Genomic DNA, 14,804 nt, shown 5'->3' with positions numbered 1-14,804 from the left:
TAACGTTTATCCCGTATTTTTCATCCCGGCTGCAACCCCGGTTACCGTGAGCCGGAGGGCGCGACGTTCCGTTTCGGTAAGATGGGTTCGGCGCAGAAGATTCACCTGCAGGAGGTTGAGCGGGTCAACGTAGGGGTTTCGCCGATTGAGGCTGTTCCGAAGCCACTCCCGTTCGAGCAGTTCGTCGCGGCCCGTGATTTCCGTGACGAGTTCGACGCAGCGGTCGTACTCCTCCTCCAATTGTGGGAAAAACTCCTCTCGTAGATCATCTTCCGCGAGACTCGCGTACTCCGTGGTAATATCGAGGTCTGTGCGGGCGAGCGCCAACGTCGCGTTGTCCAGCGTCGTGCGGAAGAAAGGCCATTCCTCGTACATCTCTCGAAGCGTGTCCATCTTACCGTCTTCGATGACGGCGTCCAGTCCAACCGCGAGGGCGTACCACCCCGGCAGGATACAGCGGGATTGCGTCCACGAGAACACCCACGGAATCGCCCGCAAGTCTTCGACTGTTCGCTCGCTCGAACGGGAGGCGGGGCGCGACCCCAGATTGAGGTCTTCGATGACCTGAATCGGCGTCGTCTGTTCGAAATACGTGACGAATCCCTCCGATTCGAGCAGGTTGCGGTAGGCGTCGCGGGCGGCGTCCGCGGCCACGTCCATCGTCTCCGTCCACTCGTCGGGAAGCGATTCGGGACCTTCGTCTATCGCGTCGTAGCGCGCGCGAATCTGGGCGTCCAGCATCTGCTCGACGTTGCGCTCGGCAATCGCGGGGTTGGCGTACTTCTCTGCGATGGCCTCGCCCTGTTCGGTGAATTTTACCTGTCCGGAAACGGTCTCGCGCGGGAGCGCGAGCAGGGCTTCGTTCATCGGCCCGCCACCGCGGGAAATCGACCCGCCGCGCCCGTGGAACAAGCGGAGGGTCACGTCGTACTCGTTGGCGATTTCGGCGAGTCGCTTCTGATTCTTGTAGAGGCTCCAGTTCGCCGCCAAAAAGCCGTTTTCCTTGTTCGAATCGGAGTAACCGAGCATGATTTCTTGACTGCCGCCGCGGGCCTCCAACGCAGCGGTGTAGGCTTCGTTCTCGAACAGCGTCCCGATGATGCGCCGGGCGCCCGAGAGGGCGTACTCGGTTTCGAGCAGGGGAACCACGTCCAGTCCGGCGTAGCCGGGTAAATCCACGATTCCGGCTTGATCGGCGAGAAACAGCACTTCGAGGACGTGACTCGCCTCTTCGGTCATGCTGATGCAGTAGGTGTCGATGGCCGTTTGACCGTACTCTTTCTGCCAATTCGCGGTTTCCGAAAACAGCGTCAGCACGCGACCAGCCGTCTCCGAAAGCCCCTCCGGGTCGAGGTCGATGATCGGTTCGTCCTGCAAAATCGCGTCCGTGAGCAGTGACACACGCTCCTCTTCGTTCATCGAGTCGTAGTCGAATCCCTCGCGGGCCAACGTCTCGGCGATTGCCGTCGTGTGATTCTCCTGATGGTCGCGCAGATCGAGTGAGGCAAGGGAGAAACCGAAGGTTTCGACCTGCCGCAAAAGCGGGTCGACCTCCGTTTCGACGACCGCCTCTCCACCGTTTTCGCGGAGGCTATCCGCGATGACGGTTACGTCGGACAGCAGTTCCTCGGCGTCGGCGTACCCGCCGGGTCGCACGTCCTCGACGCGGTCGATTCGAACCCGCATCAGGGCGAGTTTCTGGCGGTAGGGTTCGTCGGGATAGCGTTCGGTCGCGGTGTCGGCGATGGTGGGGAACCGCTCCCGGTCGCTTTCGAGGCTCGATTCGAACGCGCTGCTCGTCTGAACCCGATCGCCGTCCTGACTGAGCACGCCGGACAGCCGTTTTAATTCGTCGCGGTAGCGTTCCAGTACGACTTCGCGCTGACGGGAGAGCGTGTCCGCGGTGATTTCGGGCGTGACGTACGGATTGCCGTCGCGGTCGCTCCCGGCCCACGAGCGGAACGAGAACAGTTCCGGAACGTCGGCATCGAACTCCTCGCCGACGGTGCGGTCGAGTTCGTCGTACACCTCGCCGATGATGTCGAACAGGACGTTTTCTAAGTACCAGAGGACGTTCCGCGCTTCGTCGGTCACGTCCGGCCTGCGCTTTCTCACTTGGCGGGTTTCCCAAAGTCCAGTCACCTCGCTCTCTAACTGTCGCTCCAGTTTCGCTTGTTCCCGCTCGGTTAATCTGCGCTCGTCTAATTCGGAGAGCAGAGCCGCGACCGACCGTAGCTTCGCCTTCACCGTCTTCCGGCGCGCTTCCGTCGGATGAGCGGTAAACGTCGGAACGACGGACACGTCGTTCAGCACGCGCTGGACGGTTTCCGGGTCGGCGTCCTCCTCCGCCAGCGTTTCGGCCGTCGCACGAAGGCTGTCGGGAAGCGTCCCTTCCTGCGTCCCCTCCCGAATGGCGCGGACTCGCTGGCGCTCCTCCGCGAGGTTGATGAGTTCGAAATAGGTGGCAAAAGAACGGGCGACGTGACCCGCCAGTTCCGGCGAGAGGCCCCTGATTTCGTCCTGAACCGCGTCGCGGGAGTCCGTCTTTTCGCGCCGGTAGTCGATGGATTCGGTTCGCAAGGTTTCGACCGTCTCGAACGCTTCTTCCGACCCGAGGCGAGAAAGCACGTCGCCGAGCAAGCCGCCGAGTTCGCGCACGTCCTGACCGACGTCGCGGGTGTGTAATCGCATACCATATCGTCGTCGTCCCGATACCTAAAACGTCGGTCTGAAGTCAAAAACTGCGAGAACTGTGCGAGTTAGTTGTACTCCCGCCAGCGATAACCGCATTCCTTGCACTTGAAAAAGCGCGTTGGCGGTTCGTCGGCGGAGGCGGTCTGTTTGATGGTGTACCACGCTTCGCCGTGGCCACATTTGTCGCAGGTCACGTCCGTGGCGGTCGGTTTGCCCTCGAAATCCGCGCCCTCCTCGGTTTCGATGACTTCCGAATCGCCTTGTTCCTCCGTGGAGACGAACTCCTTCGCGCGTTCTTCGTCTTTTGCCGTCGTCGCTTGACAGTCGTCGTTCGCACAGACCATCTTCGACCCCATGGATTTCATCATGGAACCGCAGTCGTCGCAGAATTGCATACCCGCGATAGCGTGCGGAGACGCAAAAGCACCACGTACTACGACAGCGCCGAGAGCGGTACACCGAAAACAGACGGCCTACGGAAGCACCGAAAGCAGGTGGAGCAGGTCGTCCCGGCCCGCGTACACCAGTCCGGTGACCAGTAGGTTGAACGCGAACGCGCCGATTGTCGTGTAGAGAACGAACTTTCGAAACCCCATCTCCGCGAATCCGGCGGGAATCGAGATGACGGAGCGCAGGACGGGCAGAAAACGCCCCCAGAGAACGGAATGTTCACCCCACCTGCGGAACCAGCGACTCGCGCGGTCGGTTTCGTCCGGCGAAACGCGGAGGTACTGTCCGTACCTGTCGAGTGCGCCGTGTCCCTCGTGGCCGACGAAGTATGGAAGTAAACTGCCGACGGTCGTTCCGACCGTCATCGCGAGGACGAACAGGGCGAACGAGATGGGGTCGCGGACGAGCAGTCCCGCCGCCGTCGGAACGACGAGTTCGCTCGGCAGAAGCGGAAACAGCATCGAGGATTCTAAAAACGCGAACACGAACACGGCGAGAAAGCCGTACTGTTGGATGAGCGACACGGCCGTTTCGGCGAGCCCACTCATTCGGTAAGCGGGGTTTTTTCGTCCACGACCATCGGGCAATCGGCCACGCGGAACTGTTCGATATCGATCATCGTGAGGATGTCCGTTCCATCGTGTGTGCAGTGGACGCTCGGCGGGTCGCCGAAATGTGGACAGTCGCGGCAGGTAGACTTCGGAATCGTGCGAACGTCGCGGTCGTCCTCGATCGTCTCGCGCGGTGCGGAGACAACGAGGTCGCCGCTGTCTTCGGTTTCCAACTCCGCCCAGGGGTCGTTCACGTCCGCCTCGCCAACGCGTTCTTCGGTAAAGGCGTCGTCCAATTCGCCACGGTCGCGGGTCGGATTTCGATTCCGGCGCGCCTCCACTCCCTTGGCGAGGTTCGCGAGTGGTTCGTCCCTCCCGTCCATTCTTTCTTTTCTACCCTTTCCGCCCGTTTCGTCTCTTCCTTTCCTTTCTCTCTCGGCGGTATCTTCGCCCGTCATCTATCCGCTTCCTCGCTCATCTCCTCGACCTCGTCCACCGACGCGTCCACGTCGGAATCGATCGTTTCTCCCTCGATTGCGGGTGGCCGACCGACGACGAGTCGATCGGACCCGAGAAAGCTCCGTTTCGATTCGACGCCCTCGAACGTCGCGCTACAGTGCGGACAGGACGGTTCGGTTAGAAGCGAAATGGTGACGCCCGTTCCACACTCGCAGCATTTTGCGCTCTCGATTCCGTTTCGATTCGCCGTCCGAGCGAGTTCGGCCGTCGCGGCCCGCGTCGCGTTTTGCGTGGCGAGCGTACGCGTCTGGTCGCGGACGGAAACGAGCGCGCGCGCGAGTACGTCGAGTCGGTTTTCCAACTCGTCGGTCGTCTCGGTGAGGTACTCCAGCACCGATTCGTAGTTCTCGAATCCGCTGTCCACGCGCTCGCGGTTTTCCTCGACGCGTTCGCGGAGTGCATCCACTTCCTCCGCCGCGCGCTGGACTTCGATCAACTCAGCCCGCAGGTCGGGGTGGGCGTGGTCGGTCGATGCTTTCCCGTCCGTTTCGCGCTTGACCTGCACGACGCGCTCTCGCACATCGGTCAGCTTCGACGTAAACTCCTCGCGTACGGCGTTGAGCTCGCCGTCTATCGCGTCGTCCTCGTCGAGAGTGCGATGTGCCGTGAGCAGTTCCGAGAGCAGTTGCTGACGTGAGCAGTCGAGTTCCGCTGCTTTCTCGTCCAACCACCGAGTTACCGACTCGGGTAACTTCGGCGTGTGCGTCTGCTCCACATCTTCGCTCGCCATCAGGTAGACACCATTTCTCACACTGCTGACTTAACGTTTCGGCTCTGCACGATGTGACGGATTGCAGAACAGTATATAATTTGTCACATTATTACTGATTCGGAACGACTGGAACAGATTGTGAGTTTTTCCAACTGCTACGCGCAACCCACGCCCGAGCTCACTCGTCCGTGTCCGACCAGATCAGCAGGCGGGCGAGTGCGCCACATTCGTCCGCCAAGTGGATGTTCGTCATGGTGTCGTTTACGGGAAAGATGGATTTCATCGAAAACGGCGGGTCGAATTTGGGTTGGCCGGACGTGTCACGGCACGCCCGGCCTCTAACGGCGTAGTTCGTGCTTCGGCGATCACACAAACCACGCCGTCCCTCCCGAAAAATCGGCGATAAAAAACCCCTCCCAACTGCTCTTCTACTCCCTATCGCGTCGCTTGTCGCCACTGCTTCAGTCCCACTATTTCGCCGTTCACGTCCTTCGCGTCCGTCGCCGCCCAGACGAACATCTCTGCGACTGTTTCGGGCTCTCGACCCCGTCCACCCATCATCTCCGTGGCGACAGCGCCGGGGTCGAGTCCGACGACCGTCTGGTCGATTTCCGCGGAAAACCCGCGAACGAGTGCTTCCGCTCCGGCTTTCGACACGGCATAGGAACCGTACCCTGCCTCTGTCTCGTGGCCGATTCCGCCGGTCGGAACGACGACTCTGGCGCTTTCGGAGAGGTGGGGTAGCGACTCCCGAATCGCGGTGAACACCCCGCGGCAGTTCGTTCGGAACGTGTCGTCGAACGCGGCGTAGGGTTCGGTGACGAGCGGCGTCTCGCCCGGCGTTCCGTGGTAGATTCCGGCGTTCGCCGCGACCACGTCGATGCCGTCGTTTTCGAACCGGGCCGCGGTTTCCATCAACCGCTCCACGTCGAACTCGTCACGCACGTCGGCCCGGAGTCCGACGGCGGTTCCGCCCGCGTTTTCGATGGCGGCGACCGTTTCGTCCACTGCATCCGCGTCACGCCCGCAGAGAGCGACGTTCGCGCCCGCTTCTGCGAAGGCGCGCGTTACCTGCCGACCGATTCCTCGCGTGCCGCCCGTGACGACCGCCGTCAATCCGTCCATGCGAGTTCAGACGGGTGGGTTCGTAAAACCGGTTTCCGTCGGAGTTAACCCCGCTCGGCTCTTGCGAAAATCATGTATCGACCCGGTCATTTCGGCGTTGCACTCACGCTCTACGCGCCGATTGCCGGCGTCCTCGTTGCCGCCGGACTGACAGACCGCGCGTTTTTAGGTGCCGGTCTCTCCCTCGCGTTGGCGATGCTTCCCGACCTCGATTCGAAGACGATCAGACTCCAACATCGCGGCCCGACGCATTCGATTCCTTTCGCGCTCCTCGTCGGACTGCTTTCGGGTGCCGCGGCTGGCGTTCTCGCCGGAGTCGACGGTGGCGTCTCCGTCGGACTGTGGTTCGCCGGATTCGGACTGCTGGTCGGAACGCTCACCATCGTCTCCCACCTTCTCGCGGACGTGTTGACGCCGATGGGGATTCGCCCGTTCTGGCCGGTTTCGGACAAGCATTTCACGCTCGACATCACACCGGCCAGCGACCCGAAGGCGAACTATCTACTGTTCGCTGGTGGAACTATCATCATCGCTGGCGCGTGGTTCCTCGGCCACGCGCTCGGCTGAACAGTTCTTTCAACCGTGTTTTCGACTACGCGGTCACATCCTCCAAACACGCTTCCATTTCATCCGCCGCGGTAAATTGAAGATAGCGCTTCAATCGCCGCGGCAGTCGCTTTATTTCAACAGTACCTAGATCGCGGTCGTATTCCACGAGGGAGAACTGTTCGAGTTTTGGCAAGTGAACGTGGTGAAGGATGGGTTTGATTTGCTCGGGAGAGTTCCGCGTGTTGCCGACGTCCGCCGACGCTACCTTTCTACTCAATTCGTCTACATCTATCGGCTTCGATTGGTTGCACAGAGCGTACAGCACCGCACGTCGTTCTGGCGCAGTAAGCACGTCGAAGATATCTTCGATCGAGACGATTTCGTTTCGATTGTTCGATGTCTTACAATGGTTCAGATTGTTAGATGGTTTCATCGTCATATATTATACGAGAATACACCAAACGATATAAAGTCAACTCTTACTCTCGGATATATTCCCTTCATCTATCAATTTTGGAGATGGTGGTCGAAAAACGCCATCTCGTAGCCTAAAACCTCCTCTAACGCCGAATTGTACGCGTCGAAGTGGCCGATTGGGAGTTCGACGTAGGTCGCATCAGCGGTCTCCGCGGCCTCCTTCACCGACGAGGCGGAGACGACTTCGTCGTCCCGCCCTGCCAACAAGAACAGCGGACACGGCACGTCCTCGACGACCGAAATCGGTCGGTAGCGGGAAATGTCGAGGAACACGCGCGCCGGAACTTCGTTTTCCCACACCGGTGGGTCGGGGACGATGTCCATGTACCCGGCTTTCGCTCCCGGCGCGTTTATCACGGCGAACTCGTCGGGGTCGCCGACGACCGGAACTGTTCGCGGGCTGCGAAAGGTGTACTTTCGGACGAGGTCTCGCAGCCCCGAAACCGTCCCCTTCAGCGATTTTTTGATGCCCGCCGAGCGGAGTTCCTCTCGGCCGTCTACGAAGGGAACCTGCGCGACGACGGCGGCAATTCGGTGGTCGCCCGCGGCCGCTTCGATGACGTGCCCGCCGCTGTACGACGTGCCCCACAGTGCGATTTTCCGCCGGTCGATGGCGTCGAGTCCCCGAACGTGGTCGATGGCTGATTCCCAATCGGCGACGTGCCGGGAGAAGCTCACGAGATTTCTCGGCTCACCGTCGCTGTCGCCCAAGTTTCGGTAGTCGAACAGAAAGACCGCAAATCCGCGGGCGACGAACCGTTTCGCTATTTCCGGTAGGCCGAACGTCCGCTCTCCGCCCAAGCCGTGTGCCATCACGATGACCGGCGGTTTCTTTTTCCCCTCCGGCGTGTACAGCCACCCGGCACAGCGCGTTCCCTCGCTCTCGAAATCGGCGTCGTTCTTCGCGTACCGCAGACGCGACAGTTCGGGTGTCTCTTCCGACCCGTCGAACTTCCCGCGTGCCCGTGTGCTCGTCATTGCGTTTCACCACGGCGACGAGCGACATAAAACTCGGCTACCAGTCCATAAACGACAGTTCCTCTTTCTTGCCGGTGACGGCCCGCATCATACAGCCGCGACACACCCACAGTTCCCCGGTTCTGCCGACCAACTGCGTTCCTTTTGACTTACGCTTCTCGCAGATGTCACACACCCCCATACGTTCCCGTCAACCTCGGCGAATTTCAATCCCCCTGTCCATCCGCGCTGGAAGTGGCCTGTGTTTCGACCGCGGCTTTTTGTCGTCTCGATTCGTCTGACCGGACGATTCGTGCGATGGTAGAAGACCTGTTCGTCGAAATCGTCGGGCAAAATCGCGTCTTGTGGGGTCTCGCTGGCGGCATCATCATCGCGGCGCTCAACACGCTCGGCGCACTGCTCGTTCTCGTCTGGCGAAACCCGTCGGAACGCTCCTTGGATTCCGCGCTGGGATTCGCCGCGGGCGTCATGCTTTCAGCCAGTTTCACGAGTCTCATTCTCCCCGGTATCGAGGCAGGTGGCGTGTTTCCCGTCATCGTCGGCTTTGCTTTCGGCGTCCTCGTTTTAGACCAGGCCGACCAGTGGGTGCCCCACGTCCACGTTGTTATCACGGGGGACGTTCGAGAAAACGGCACTAGCGATCCGCGAACCGCCTCCGTCCTCCTCTTCATCGTCGCTATCACGCTTCACAACATGCCCGAGGGACTCGCCGTCGGCGTCGGATTCGGTGCGGGGAATCTCGGGGACGCGCTCGCGCTGACGCTGGCGATCGGGATTCAGAACGTTCCGGAAGGGTTGGCCGTCGCCGTCGCGGCGCGGAACGCCGGATTCGGCTCGCTCTTTTACGCCGCAATCGCGGGCGTCCGGGCTGGACTGGTCGAAATTCCGCTGGCCGTTTTTGGTGCCCTCGCGGTACAAGTCGCGATGCCGATTCTCCCTTACGCGATGGGATTCGCCGCGGGCGGCATGCTGTTCGTCATCAGCGACGAAATAGTCCCCGAAACGCACGCCCGCGGAAACGAACGCGAGGCGACCCTCGGGATGATGCTCGGAATCGTCGTGATGCTCTTTCTCGACGTGTCGTTGGGATAGCCGTGGAAACGTTAGAGTACGATAAAATACCGCGGACGTAATTTTGCCCACTCAGTCGTCGCTAGTCACGTCGGGTTTCGACTGTCGTTTCGCGGCCGGTTTCGATGAGATATTCTTGCGATTTGCATCCCACTCCGAAAACGCGTAGACCAGTGCGACCAACACTACGACGCCGACCGGAAGGAGCACGAGCGGATTGACGTTCGTGAGTCCGTACAGTAGGTACATGGCCGCCGTCGCGATGAGGACGGTTCCCGCGTAGTACATCTGCGTTCGGACGTGGTCGATGTGATCCGACCCCGAAAACGTCGATGCGAGAACCGTGGTGTCGGAGATGGGGGAGCAGTTGTCACCGAAGATAGCGCCGCTGAACATCGCACCCACGGCAATTGCGATGAGCTGCGACGACTCGCCGCCGATACTCCACGCCATCGGTATCACTATCGGCGTCATTATCGACATCGTTCCCCACGACGTGCCGATGGCGAGGGAGATGAAGGCGGAGATGAGGAAGATGACGACGGGCAGGAGGAGTGGTGAGACGACTCCTTCGGCGTACGCAGTGACGTAAGCGCCGGTTTCCAGCGCGCTGGCGACGGAGCCGATAGACCACGCCAACACGAGAATACTGACCGCCGGAAGCATCGTTCCGAATCCGTTGAGAACGGTTTCCATCGTCTCGTCTAAGCTCATCGCGCCGTGAACCTGCGACAGGACGATACCCGTCGCAACCATGGCGAACGAACCCCAGACGAGCGCGCCAGCGACGTCCGTGTTGTCGAACATCTCAATCGGCGTCCGTCCGGGGGCGTACCCCGTTATCACTGCCCCGCCGATGACGACGGTGACGAGCGCGAAAACCGGTAAGAGGAACATCCGGAGGGGTGCGTCGTCGAGTGCGGGTTCGCCCAAATCCTTCTTGATGCTCTGTAGTGGCTGAGCTTCTTCTCGAATGACGTTTCCGGTGGTTTGTGCGCGGTTTTCGGCAGTGAGCATCTCGCCGAAATCGCGCTGCGTGATGACGATGATGCCGACCATCGCCAGTGCGAGAATCGCGTACATGTTAAAGGGGATGCTCTGGAGGAACGTCGTGGCCGCAGTGGGGGTCTCTCCCTGAATGCCGAGTTCCTCGTACTGGGTGTGTATCAGTCCGATTTCGAACGCGACCCAACTGGAAAGCCCGATGGTCGCCATCGGCGCGGCGGTCGAGTCGAGAATGTACGCCAGTTTCTCGCGGGACATCTTCATCTCGTCGGCGATGTCTTTCATCGAACTGCCGACGATGGCGTTGTTGGCGTAATCGTCGAAGTTCCAGAGAAGACCGAGGAGCCACGTCGTGATGCCCGCCCTACGATGCGAGTCGATTCGCTGGGTGGCGAACCGCGTGATGGCAAACGCACCGCCCAATCGCCAGATAAGCGCGATTCCGGCCCCTATCAGGAGGGTAAAGACGAGAATTTTCGCGTTGAACGTGCTCTCGCCGATCGACGAGATAATCCAGTCGAACATCTGTGCGACGCCGAGGCTACCGGAGTAGATGATGCCACCAACCCAGACACCGATGAACAGCGACAGCATCGCTCGCCGCGTGGTGACGGCCAATACGATGGCCAGTAGCGGTGGTACCAGCGACAGTGCTCCGAAATCTGATGCCATGACAATTGGGTACACATGGCATCATAAAAGTGACTTTCTATATCCGTCCATCAATTTTTCATTTTATATCTGATATTAAATTAATAGTTTATGTACAATAATCACGTATTTATCACTGGATTATTTGATTATCTGTCACTATGGCGCTATTTCCGACCGCGCGCCGCGAGTTGGTACGCCAGCACCGTTCGCATCCCGTCTACGAAGGAATCGAGATCGACGCTGTCCGCCCGTTCTTGTCGCTCCCTCACGGCCTCGTATCGCCGTTCCCATTCGTTGATGAACCGGTCTTCGATGTCGTGTGACCGAATTTGTTCCGTCACTCGCTCGATAGCATCGTCGTCGTCGGGGTTTAAATCTTCTAGCGAGATGAGTCCTTCCTGGAGGCTGTAGATGACCGGCCCGGCCGTGTAATCTCCTTCGCCGAGTTCGCGCTCCCACGTCGTCGTCTAGTTACCGATTCGAGCCATCCGTTGCAATTCCCAGATGACCGACCGGAGCGTCGAAAGGTCGCTCGCGGCGAACGACGGCGAGAACATCAAATCGACGTCAGCGTACGGAAACATCAACATATTGTGCGGGTCGTAATGCTCTATTCCCGCCATATTTGCGATTTCGACGTGATCGTTCAACACACGGGAGTAATCAATGGCGGTCAGCGTCTGCCGGAGATCGCAGTCGAAGATATCCCTGTACTCGTCGTGCTTCGGTGCATCTTCGATACCGTCTTCGAAGGCAGACCAGACCCGCTTGATGAAGCGTAACTGCTCCGTTTTCACACCTTCCCTGTCGGGATTTACGGTTTCGGGCCGATACGGAATCTGACACGCCTCCTCCAGCGTTTCTCGGTCGTTGCCCTTCTCCGCGAGGTCGTCCAGCAGGGTTACGAACATCGTGAGAATCGTCTTCTGCGTCCGAGCGGTCTCCGCGTATTCCGCCGGAACGGACGAAAGGGTAAACGAAGGGAACAGCGTGTATATCCACTGCCAGAGGAACTTGTCTCGGTCGCCAACAACGGTATCGTACTCATCTGACAGCTTTGCAACCGAATCGGGAAGCGTTACCGCTGCTATCTCTGTCAGATGTTCTGAAGGAATCGGTAGCTCGTCGACGAGCCGTTGGCGGGGCATTCTCGTGTCTTCTTTACTGTATGGATAATAAAAACATTTCTGCTACATTTTATAAAAGCTATCCGAAAAGATACGTACTCTCGATAAGAATATACGTTTCGGCTCTCGATTACATATCGAGACATGGAGTGTTTCGAGTCGGCTATCTACAAAACCGCCTTCCGGGAGACGAAAAATCCCGCCGTTATCACCGATTCGAATTTCGTCATACAGGACGTAAACGAGGCCTGTATCGATTTTACCGGCTACAGTAGGGACGAACTTGTCGGAGATACGCCGATAAACCTGTTCAGCGAACCGGTGATATACGAAGCGATGATAGAATCGCTGGCAAAGGGCGAACCGTGGGTCGGCGGGTTCGAGACAACGATGAAGGATGGGCGGATGGTTTATGGTCGCGGTTCGTGCGTCCCTGTTCGAATCGACGGAGAACTCCGCGGATACGCCGGATTCTTTTCGGATCTCACCGAGCGCCGACAGTACGAACAGAGTCTTCGAATCCTGAACCGCGTCCTCCGGCATAACTTGCGAAACGACGCGAACGTTATCCTCGGGCACGTGGATATCGTCGCCGACGAACTGGAAGACGAGGAGTTAGTGCGGTCGCTTTCGACCGCTCGCAACCGCATCGACTCCATCATCAAGTACGCGGAAACGGCTCGCAATCTGGACGAACTGCTCTCCGAGCGAACCGACCCCTCGCTCGCGCCTGTTCGCCTCGACGAACTCCTCCGAGACGAACTCCGTTCCGCTCAAAAAATGTATCCAGAGGCGGAATTCAGTGCAGAACTCGGCACTGATCCAGTCTTCGTCGCCGCCGACGACGCCGCCGGAACCGCAATCGAAGCCGTGTTCGAAAACGCCGTCGAGCACAACGACTCGTCCGTTCCAACCGTCTCGGTTCGTCTCGATAGCGACGATTCGGTCGCCACAGTGACGGTTGCTGATGACGGCCCGGGTATTTCTGCGAACGAACACGACTTAATCTTCGGTCGGGAGGAAATCAGCCCGCTTCACCACGGGCAGGGCCTCGACCTCTTTTTTGTCGCCCGACTGCTGGAGAAGTACGGCGGCGGCATCGGGGTCGAAAACGGCGACGAGGGCGCGGTGTTCAAACTACGGTTCAGGGCTATTCCCGCGGAAAATATCGAAGAAAATCGCGAGGATTCAAATCCTAACTAACGGTTTACGTCGGCGCAAGCGACGGCCGCGTCTATCTGCTGGATTCGACGCGCGGAACGGAGGAAGACGTTTCGAGTCGAGGGGCGCGGTGAGAACACCCCCCTTCGCAAACAACGAGCGCGTTTACACCGGTAGCGACGACGGCAGTCTCTCCGCCTTCGAACCACAGCGATAGCGGGACGACGAAGCGAGGCGACGGCGGTATTTTTTTTCGTTCGCTCGGGCGTTTTTCATGTGACCCGTTACGACAAACTCGTCCGCGACCGAATCCCCGAAATAATCGAGGAAAACGGTGAAACGCCGAAAACAAACGTCACGGACGGCGACGAGTACGAACGCAGGCTTGCCGAAAAACTGGACGAGGAGGTCGCCGAGTTCCACGAATCCGGTGACCCCGAAGAGCTGGCGGACGTACTCGAGGTCGTGTACGCGCTGGCCGATCGCGCAGATGTTTCGCCCGACGAACTGGAACGACTGCGAGTCGAGAAAGCCGACGACCGCGGCGGATTTTCCGCCGGAATCGTCCTCGAACGGGTGGAATAAATACGACCTGCGAATGCAACCCCTGCGGCGATAGGCGACTGCACGAAAACGATTCGTATGTCACGAACGACCTACACGTTCGTCATTCGGGAAACCGAACCGACCGAGGAAATCGTCGCGGAGGTTAGAACCGACGGTACAATCGAGGAATCGACCAGCCTCGCGTACGCCGATTACGGACTGACTGCGGTGCGCGACGACTGGGTTCCTGACGAACGGCGAACCGAAGTTACGGCCGACGTGACGACGACGCGACTCCAAACCGAACGCGACGGCGAAGGGTTTTCGTTTCGCCTGCTCGGCGACGGCGAGACGCTGGCCGAACAGCGCGTGACCGACGACGAGTGGAACGTCGTGTCCGTCGAATAGCGGTACCGAAGGCCGCCGAAACAGCAAATACGGTATCGAAATCGCCAGCGATAACTATTCTCCGAGTAATCGTCTCGAAAATGAGCTACGATGCGGTGTTGTTCGACAACGACGGCGTGCTGGTGAAACCGCCGAACGGAACCGTCCTCCGCGAGGCCGCACTGTCCGCGTTCGCCGAGTTCGATACGGAACCAGAAGACGACCATCTGGACGCGGTGTCGCGTAGCGTAACCCCCGACGACTTAAAGCGGGTGTGCGAGGCCTACGATTTCGACCCGGCCGAGTTCTGGGAGGCCCGCGACACCGCGGCCTCCGACGCCCAACTGCGCGAACTCGAAGCGGGACGAACCACGACCTACGACGACGTGGACGCGCTGGAGTCGTTCACTCGCCCGATGGGAATCGTCAGTTCGAACCAGCACGCGACCATCGAGTTCATGCTCGACCATTTCGACCTCAGCAGGCATTTCGAGACGTACTACGGGAGGCCGCCGACGCTCGACGCGTTCCACCGGAAGAAGCCCGAACCGTACTTTTTGGAGCAGGCGCTTTCCGACATCGGTGTCGACACCGCCCTCTTCGTCGGCGACAGCGAAAGCGACGTGGTCGCGGCCCACAGCGCCGACCTCGATTCCGTGTTCATCCGCAGGCCGCATCGTGCGGAGTACGAACTTTCGGTCGATCCAACGTACGAAGTTCGGGGGCTTCGCGAAATTCGAGACCTGCTTCGAGTGTGATTTCGGCGATTTCGTCGGTTCCGGTTCGGAAGGCAGGATT

General features: G+C 59.5%; 19 protein-coding genes. 6 read left to right on the top strand and 13 right to left on the bottom strand.

All coding sequences use genetic code 11. The features are described 5' to 3' along the window. Nucleotides 1-6: 6 nt before the first annotated feature. The 7 genes from ppc to LIX15_RS02840 all read right to left on the bottom strand — a co-directional run bounded on the left by ppc (nucleotide 7) and on the right by LIX15_RS02840 (nucleotide 6,051). On the bottom strand, nucleotides 7-2,691 hold the full coding sequence (gene ppc, locus LIX15_RS02870; protein ID WP_227776007.1) for a phosphoenolpyruvate carboxylase: 2,685 nt from the start codon (nucleotides 2,689-2,691) through the stop codon (nucleotides 7-9). Nucleotides 2,692-2,759: 68 nt separating this feature from the next. Then, on the bottom strand, nucleotides 2,760-3,089 hold the full coding sequence (locus tag LIX15_RS02865) for a transcription factor S (protein WP_227776006.1): 330 nt from the start codon (nucleotides 3,087-3,089) through the stop codon (nucleotides 2,760-2,762). Nucleotides 3,090-3,167: 78 nt separating this feature from the next. Beyond that, on the bottom strand, nucleotides 3,168-3,692 hold the full coding sequence (locus tag LIX15_RS02860; protein ID WP_227776005.1) for a DedA family protein: 525 nt from the start codon (nucleotides 3,690-3,692) through the stop codon (nucleotides 3,168-3,170). Continuing rightward, nucleotides 3,689-4,153, bottom strand: a complete 465-nt coding sequence (locus LIX15_RS02855) for a DUF8135 domain-containing protein (protein WP_227776004.1) — start codon at nucleotides 4,151-4,153, stop codon at nucleotides 3,689-3,691. Before LIX15_RS02855 ends, LIX15_RS02860 begins: the two co-directional genes overlap by 4 nt. Next, nucleotides 4,150-4,944 (bottom strand): hypothetical protein, encoded by a 795-nt coding sequence (locus tag LIX15_RS02850; protein WP_227776003.1) that lies wholly within the window; start codon nucleotides 4,942-4,944, stop codon nucleotides 4,150-4,152. Before LIX15_RS02850 ends, LIX15_RS02855 begins: the two co-directional genes overlap by 4 nt. 160 nt (nucleotides 4,945-5,104) lie before the next feature. Continuing rightward, entirely contained in the window at nucleotides 5,105-5,299 is a 195-nt protein-coding gene (locus tag LIX15_RS02845; RefSeq protein WP_227776002.1) for a hypothetical protein, read from the bottom strand. Nucleotides 5,300-5,361: 62 nt separating this feature from the next. Beyond that, nucleotides 5,362-6,051: an SDR family NAD(P)-dependent oxidoreductase gene (locus LIX15_RS02840; RefSeq protein ID WP_227776001.1), complete on the bottom strand. Its 690-nt coding sequence runs from the start codon at nucleotides 6,049-6,051 to the stop codon at nucleotides 5,362-5,364. 72 nt (nucleotides 6,052-6,123) lie between these two features. On the opposite strand from LIX15_RS02840, the gene LIX15_RS02835 reads away from it, so the two are divergent. Then, complete coding sequence (locus LIX15_RS02835) at nucleotides 6,124-6,618, top strand: metal-dependent hydrolase (protein WP_227776000.1); 495 nt, start codon at nucleotides 6,124-6,126, stop codon at nucleotides 6,616-6,618. A 25-nt stretch (nucleotides 6,619-6,643) separates the two neighbouring features. Here the strand turns inward: LIX15_RS02835 and LIX15_RS02830 are convergent, their stop codons facing one another. The 3 genes from LIX15_RS02830 to LIX15_RS02820 all read right to left on the bottom strand — a co-directional run bounded on the left by LIX15_RS02830 (nucleotide 6,644) and on the right by LIX15_RS02820 (nucleotide 8,236). Next, on the bottom strand, nucleotides 6,644-7,033 hold the full coding sequence (locus LIX15_RS02830; protein ID WP_227775999.1) for a DUF7344 domain-containing protein: 390 nt from the start codon (nucleotides 7,031-7,033) through the stop codon (nucleotides 6,644-6,646). Between the two features lie 74 nt (nucleotides 7,034-7,107). Then, nucleotides 7,108-8,055: an alpha/beta hydrolase gene (locus LIX15_RS02825; RefSeq protein WP_227775998.1), complete on the bottom strand. Its 948-nt coding sequence runs from the start codon at nucleotides 8,053-8,055 to the stop codon at nucleotides 7,108-7,110. Nucleotides 8,056-8,092: 37 nt separating this feature from the next. Next, entirely contained in the window at nucleotides 8,093-8,236 is a 144-nt protein-coding gene (locus LIX15_RS02820) for a hypothetical protein (RefSeq protein WP_227775997.1), read from the bottom strand. A 116-nt stretch (nucleotides 8,237-8,352) separates the two neighbouring features. On the opposite strand from LIX15_RS02820, the gene LIX15_RS02815 reads away from it, so the two are divergent. Beyond that, on the top strand, nucleotides 8,353-9,147 hold the full coding sequence (locus LIX15_RS02815; RefSeq protein ID WP_227775996.1) for a ZIP family metal transporter: 795 nt from the start codon (nucleotides 8,353-8,355) through the stop codon (nucleotides 9,145-9,147). Between the two features lie 51 nt (nucleotides 9,148-9,198). Here LIX15_RS02815 and LIX15_RS02810 read toward each other — a convergent pair whose 3' ends face one another. From LIX15_RS02810 to LIX15_RS02800, 3 genes are all read right to left on the bottom strand, one after another. Next, nucleotides 9,199-10,803 carry a Na+/H+ antiporter NhaC family protein gene (locus LIX15_RS02810; RefSeq protein ID WP_227775995.1) on the bottom strand — a complete coding sequence of 535 codons (1,605 nt, stop codon included), beginning with the start codon at nucleotides 10,801-10,803 and terminating at the stop codon, nucleotides 9,199-9,201. Between the two features lie 146 nt (nucleotides 10,804-10,949). Further along, on the bottom strand, nucleotides 10,950-11,126 hold the full coding sequence (locus LIX15_RS02805; protein WP_227775994.1) for a hypothetical protein: 177 nt from the start codon (nucleotides 11,124-11,126) through the stop codon (nucleotides 10,950-10,952). Nucleotides 11,127-11,252: 126 nt separating this feature from the next. Beyond that, nucleotides 11,253-11,933: a hypothetical protein gene (locus LIX15_RS02800; protein ID WP_227775993.1), complete on the bottom strand. Its 681-nt coding sequence runs from the start codon at nucleotides 11,931-11,933 to the stop codon at nucleotides 11,253-11,255. A 123-nt stretch (nucleotides 11,934-12,056) separates the two neighbouring features. Between LIX15_RS02800 and LIX15_RS02795 the strand changes: the two genes are divergently transcribed. From LIX15_RS02795 to LIX15_RS02780, 4 genes are all read left to right on the top strand, one after another. Then, a complete protein-coding gene (locus tag LIX15_RS02795; RefSeq protein WP_227775992.1) occupies nucleotides 12,057-13,115 on the top strand; it encodes a PAS domain-containing sensor histidine kinase in 1,059 nt (352 codons plus the stop codon). A 234-nt stretch (nucleotides 13,116-13,349) separates the two neighbouring features. Continuing rightward, nucleotides 13,350-13,658 carry a nucleoside triphosphate pyrophosphohydrolase gene (locus tag LIX15_RS02790; protein ID WP_227775991.1) on the top strand — a complete coding sequence of 103 codons (309 nt, stop codon included), beginning with the start codon at nucleotides 13,350-13,352 and terminating at the stop codon, nucleotides 13,656-13,658. A 57-nt stretch (nucleotides 13,659-13,715) separates the two neighbouring features. Continuing rightward, entirely contained in the window at nucleotides 13,716-14,027 is a 312-nt protein-coding gene (locus LIX15_RS02785; protein WP_227775990.1) for a hypothetical protein, read from the top strand. An 80-nt stretch (nucleotides 14,028-14,107) separates the two neighbouring features. Continuing rightward, entirely contained in the window at nucleotides 14,108-14,764 is a 657-nt protein-coding gene (locus LIX15_RS02780) for an HAD family hydrolase (RefSeq protein WP_227775989.1), read from the top strand. Nucleotides 14,765-14,804 lie beyond the last annotated feature (40 nt).

Source organism: Haladaptatus pallidirubidus (assembly GCF_020700235.1).
GTDB classification, from domain to species: Archaea; Halobacteriota; Halobacteria; order Halobacteriales; family Haladaptataceae; genus Haladaptatus; species Haladaptatus pallidirubidus.
Note: the sequence above shows the minus strand (reverse complement) of the source record. Positions and strands in the feature narration are given on the sequence as shown.

Excerpts from the sequence above, each read along its gene's own strand:
- LIX15_RS02800 (WP_227775993.1), bottom strand. The coding sequence starts at position 11,933 with ATGCCCCGCCAACGGCTCGTCGACGAGCTACCGATTCCTTCAGAACAT.
- LIX15_RS02855 (WP_227776004.1), bottom strand. The coding sequence starts at position 4,153 with ATGACGGGCGAAGATACCGCCGAGAGAGAAAGGAAAGGAAGAGACGAA.
- LIX15_RS02850 (WP_227776003.1), bottom strand. The coding sequence starts at position 4,944 with ATGGCGAGCGAAGATGTGGAGCAGACGCACACGCCGAAGTTACCCGAG.
- LIX15_RS02860 (WP_227776005.1), bottom strand. The coding sequence starts at position 3,692 with ATGAGTGGGCTCGCCGAAACGGCCGTGTCGCTCATCCAACAGTACGGC.
- LIX15_RS02825 (WP_227775998.1), bottom strand. The coding sequence starts at position 8,055 with ATGACGAGCACACGGGCACGCGGGAAGTTCGACGGGTCGGAAGAGACA.
- LIX15_RS02830 (WP_227775999.1), bottom strand. The coding sequence starts at position 7,033 with ATGAAACCATCTAACAATCTGAACCATTGTAAGACATCGAACAATCGA.
- LIX15_RS02840 (WP_227776001.1), bottom strand. The coding sequence starts at position 6,051 with ATGGACGGATTGACGGCGGTCGTCACGGGCGGCACGCGAGGAATCGGT.
- LIX15_RS02865 (WP_227776006.1), bottom strand. The coding sequence starts at position 3,089 with ATGCAATTCTGCGACGACTGCGGTTCCATGATGAAATCCATGGGGTCG.
- LIX15_RS02780 (WP_227775989.1), top strand. The coding sequence starts at position 14,108 with ATGAGCTACGATGCGGTGTTGTTCGACAACGACGGCGTGCTGGTGAAA.
- LIX15_RS02820 (WP_227775997.1), bottom strand. The coding sequence starts at position 8,236 with ATGGGGGTGTGTGACATCTGCGAGAAGCGTAAGTCAAAAGGAACGCAG.
- ppc (WP_227776007.1), bottom strand. The coding sequence starts at position 2,691 with ATGCGATTACACACCCGCGACGTCGGTCAGGACGTGCGCGAACTCGGC.
- LIX15_RS02835 (WP_227776000.1), top strand. The coding sequence starts at position 6,124 with ATGTATCGACCCGGTCATTTCGGCGTTGCACTCACGCTCTACGCGCCG.
- LIX15_RS02795 (WP_227775992.1), top strand. The coding sequence starts at position 12,057 with ATGGAGTGTTTCGAGTCGGCTATCTACAAAACCGCCTTCCGGGAGACG.
- LIX15_RS02810 (WP_227775995.1), bottom strand. The coding sequence starts at position 10,803 with ATGGCATCAGATTTCGGAGCACTGTCGCTGGTACCACCGCTACTGGCC.
- LIX15_RS02815 (WP_227775996.1), top strand. The coding sequence starts at position 8,353 with ATGGTAGAAGACCTGTTCGTCGAAATCGTCGGGCAAAATCGCGTCTTG.
- LIX15_RS02785 (WP_227775990.1), top strand. The coding sequence starts at position 13,716 with ATGTCACGAACGACCTACACGTTCGTCATTCGGGAAACCGAACCGACC.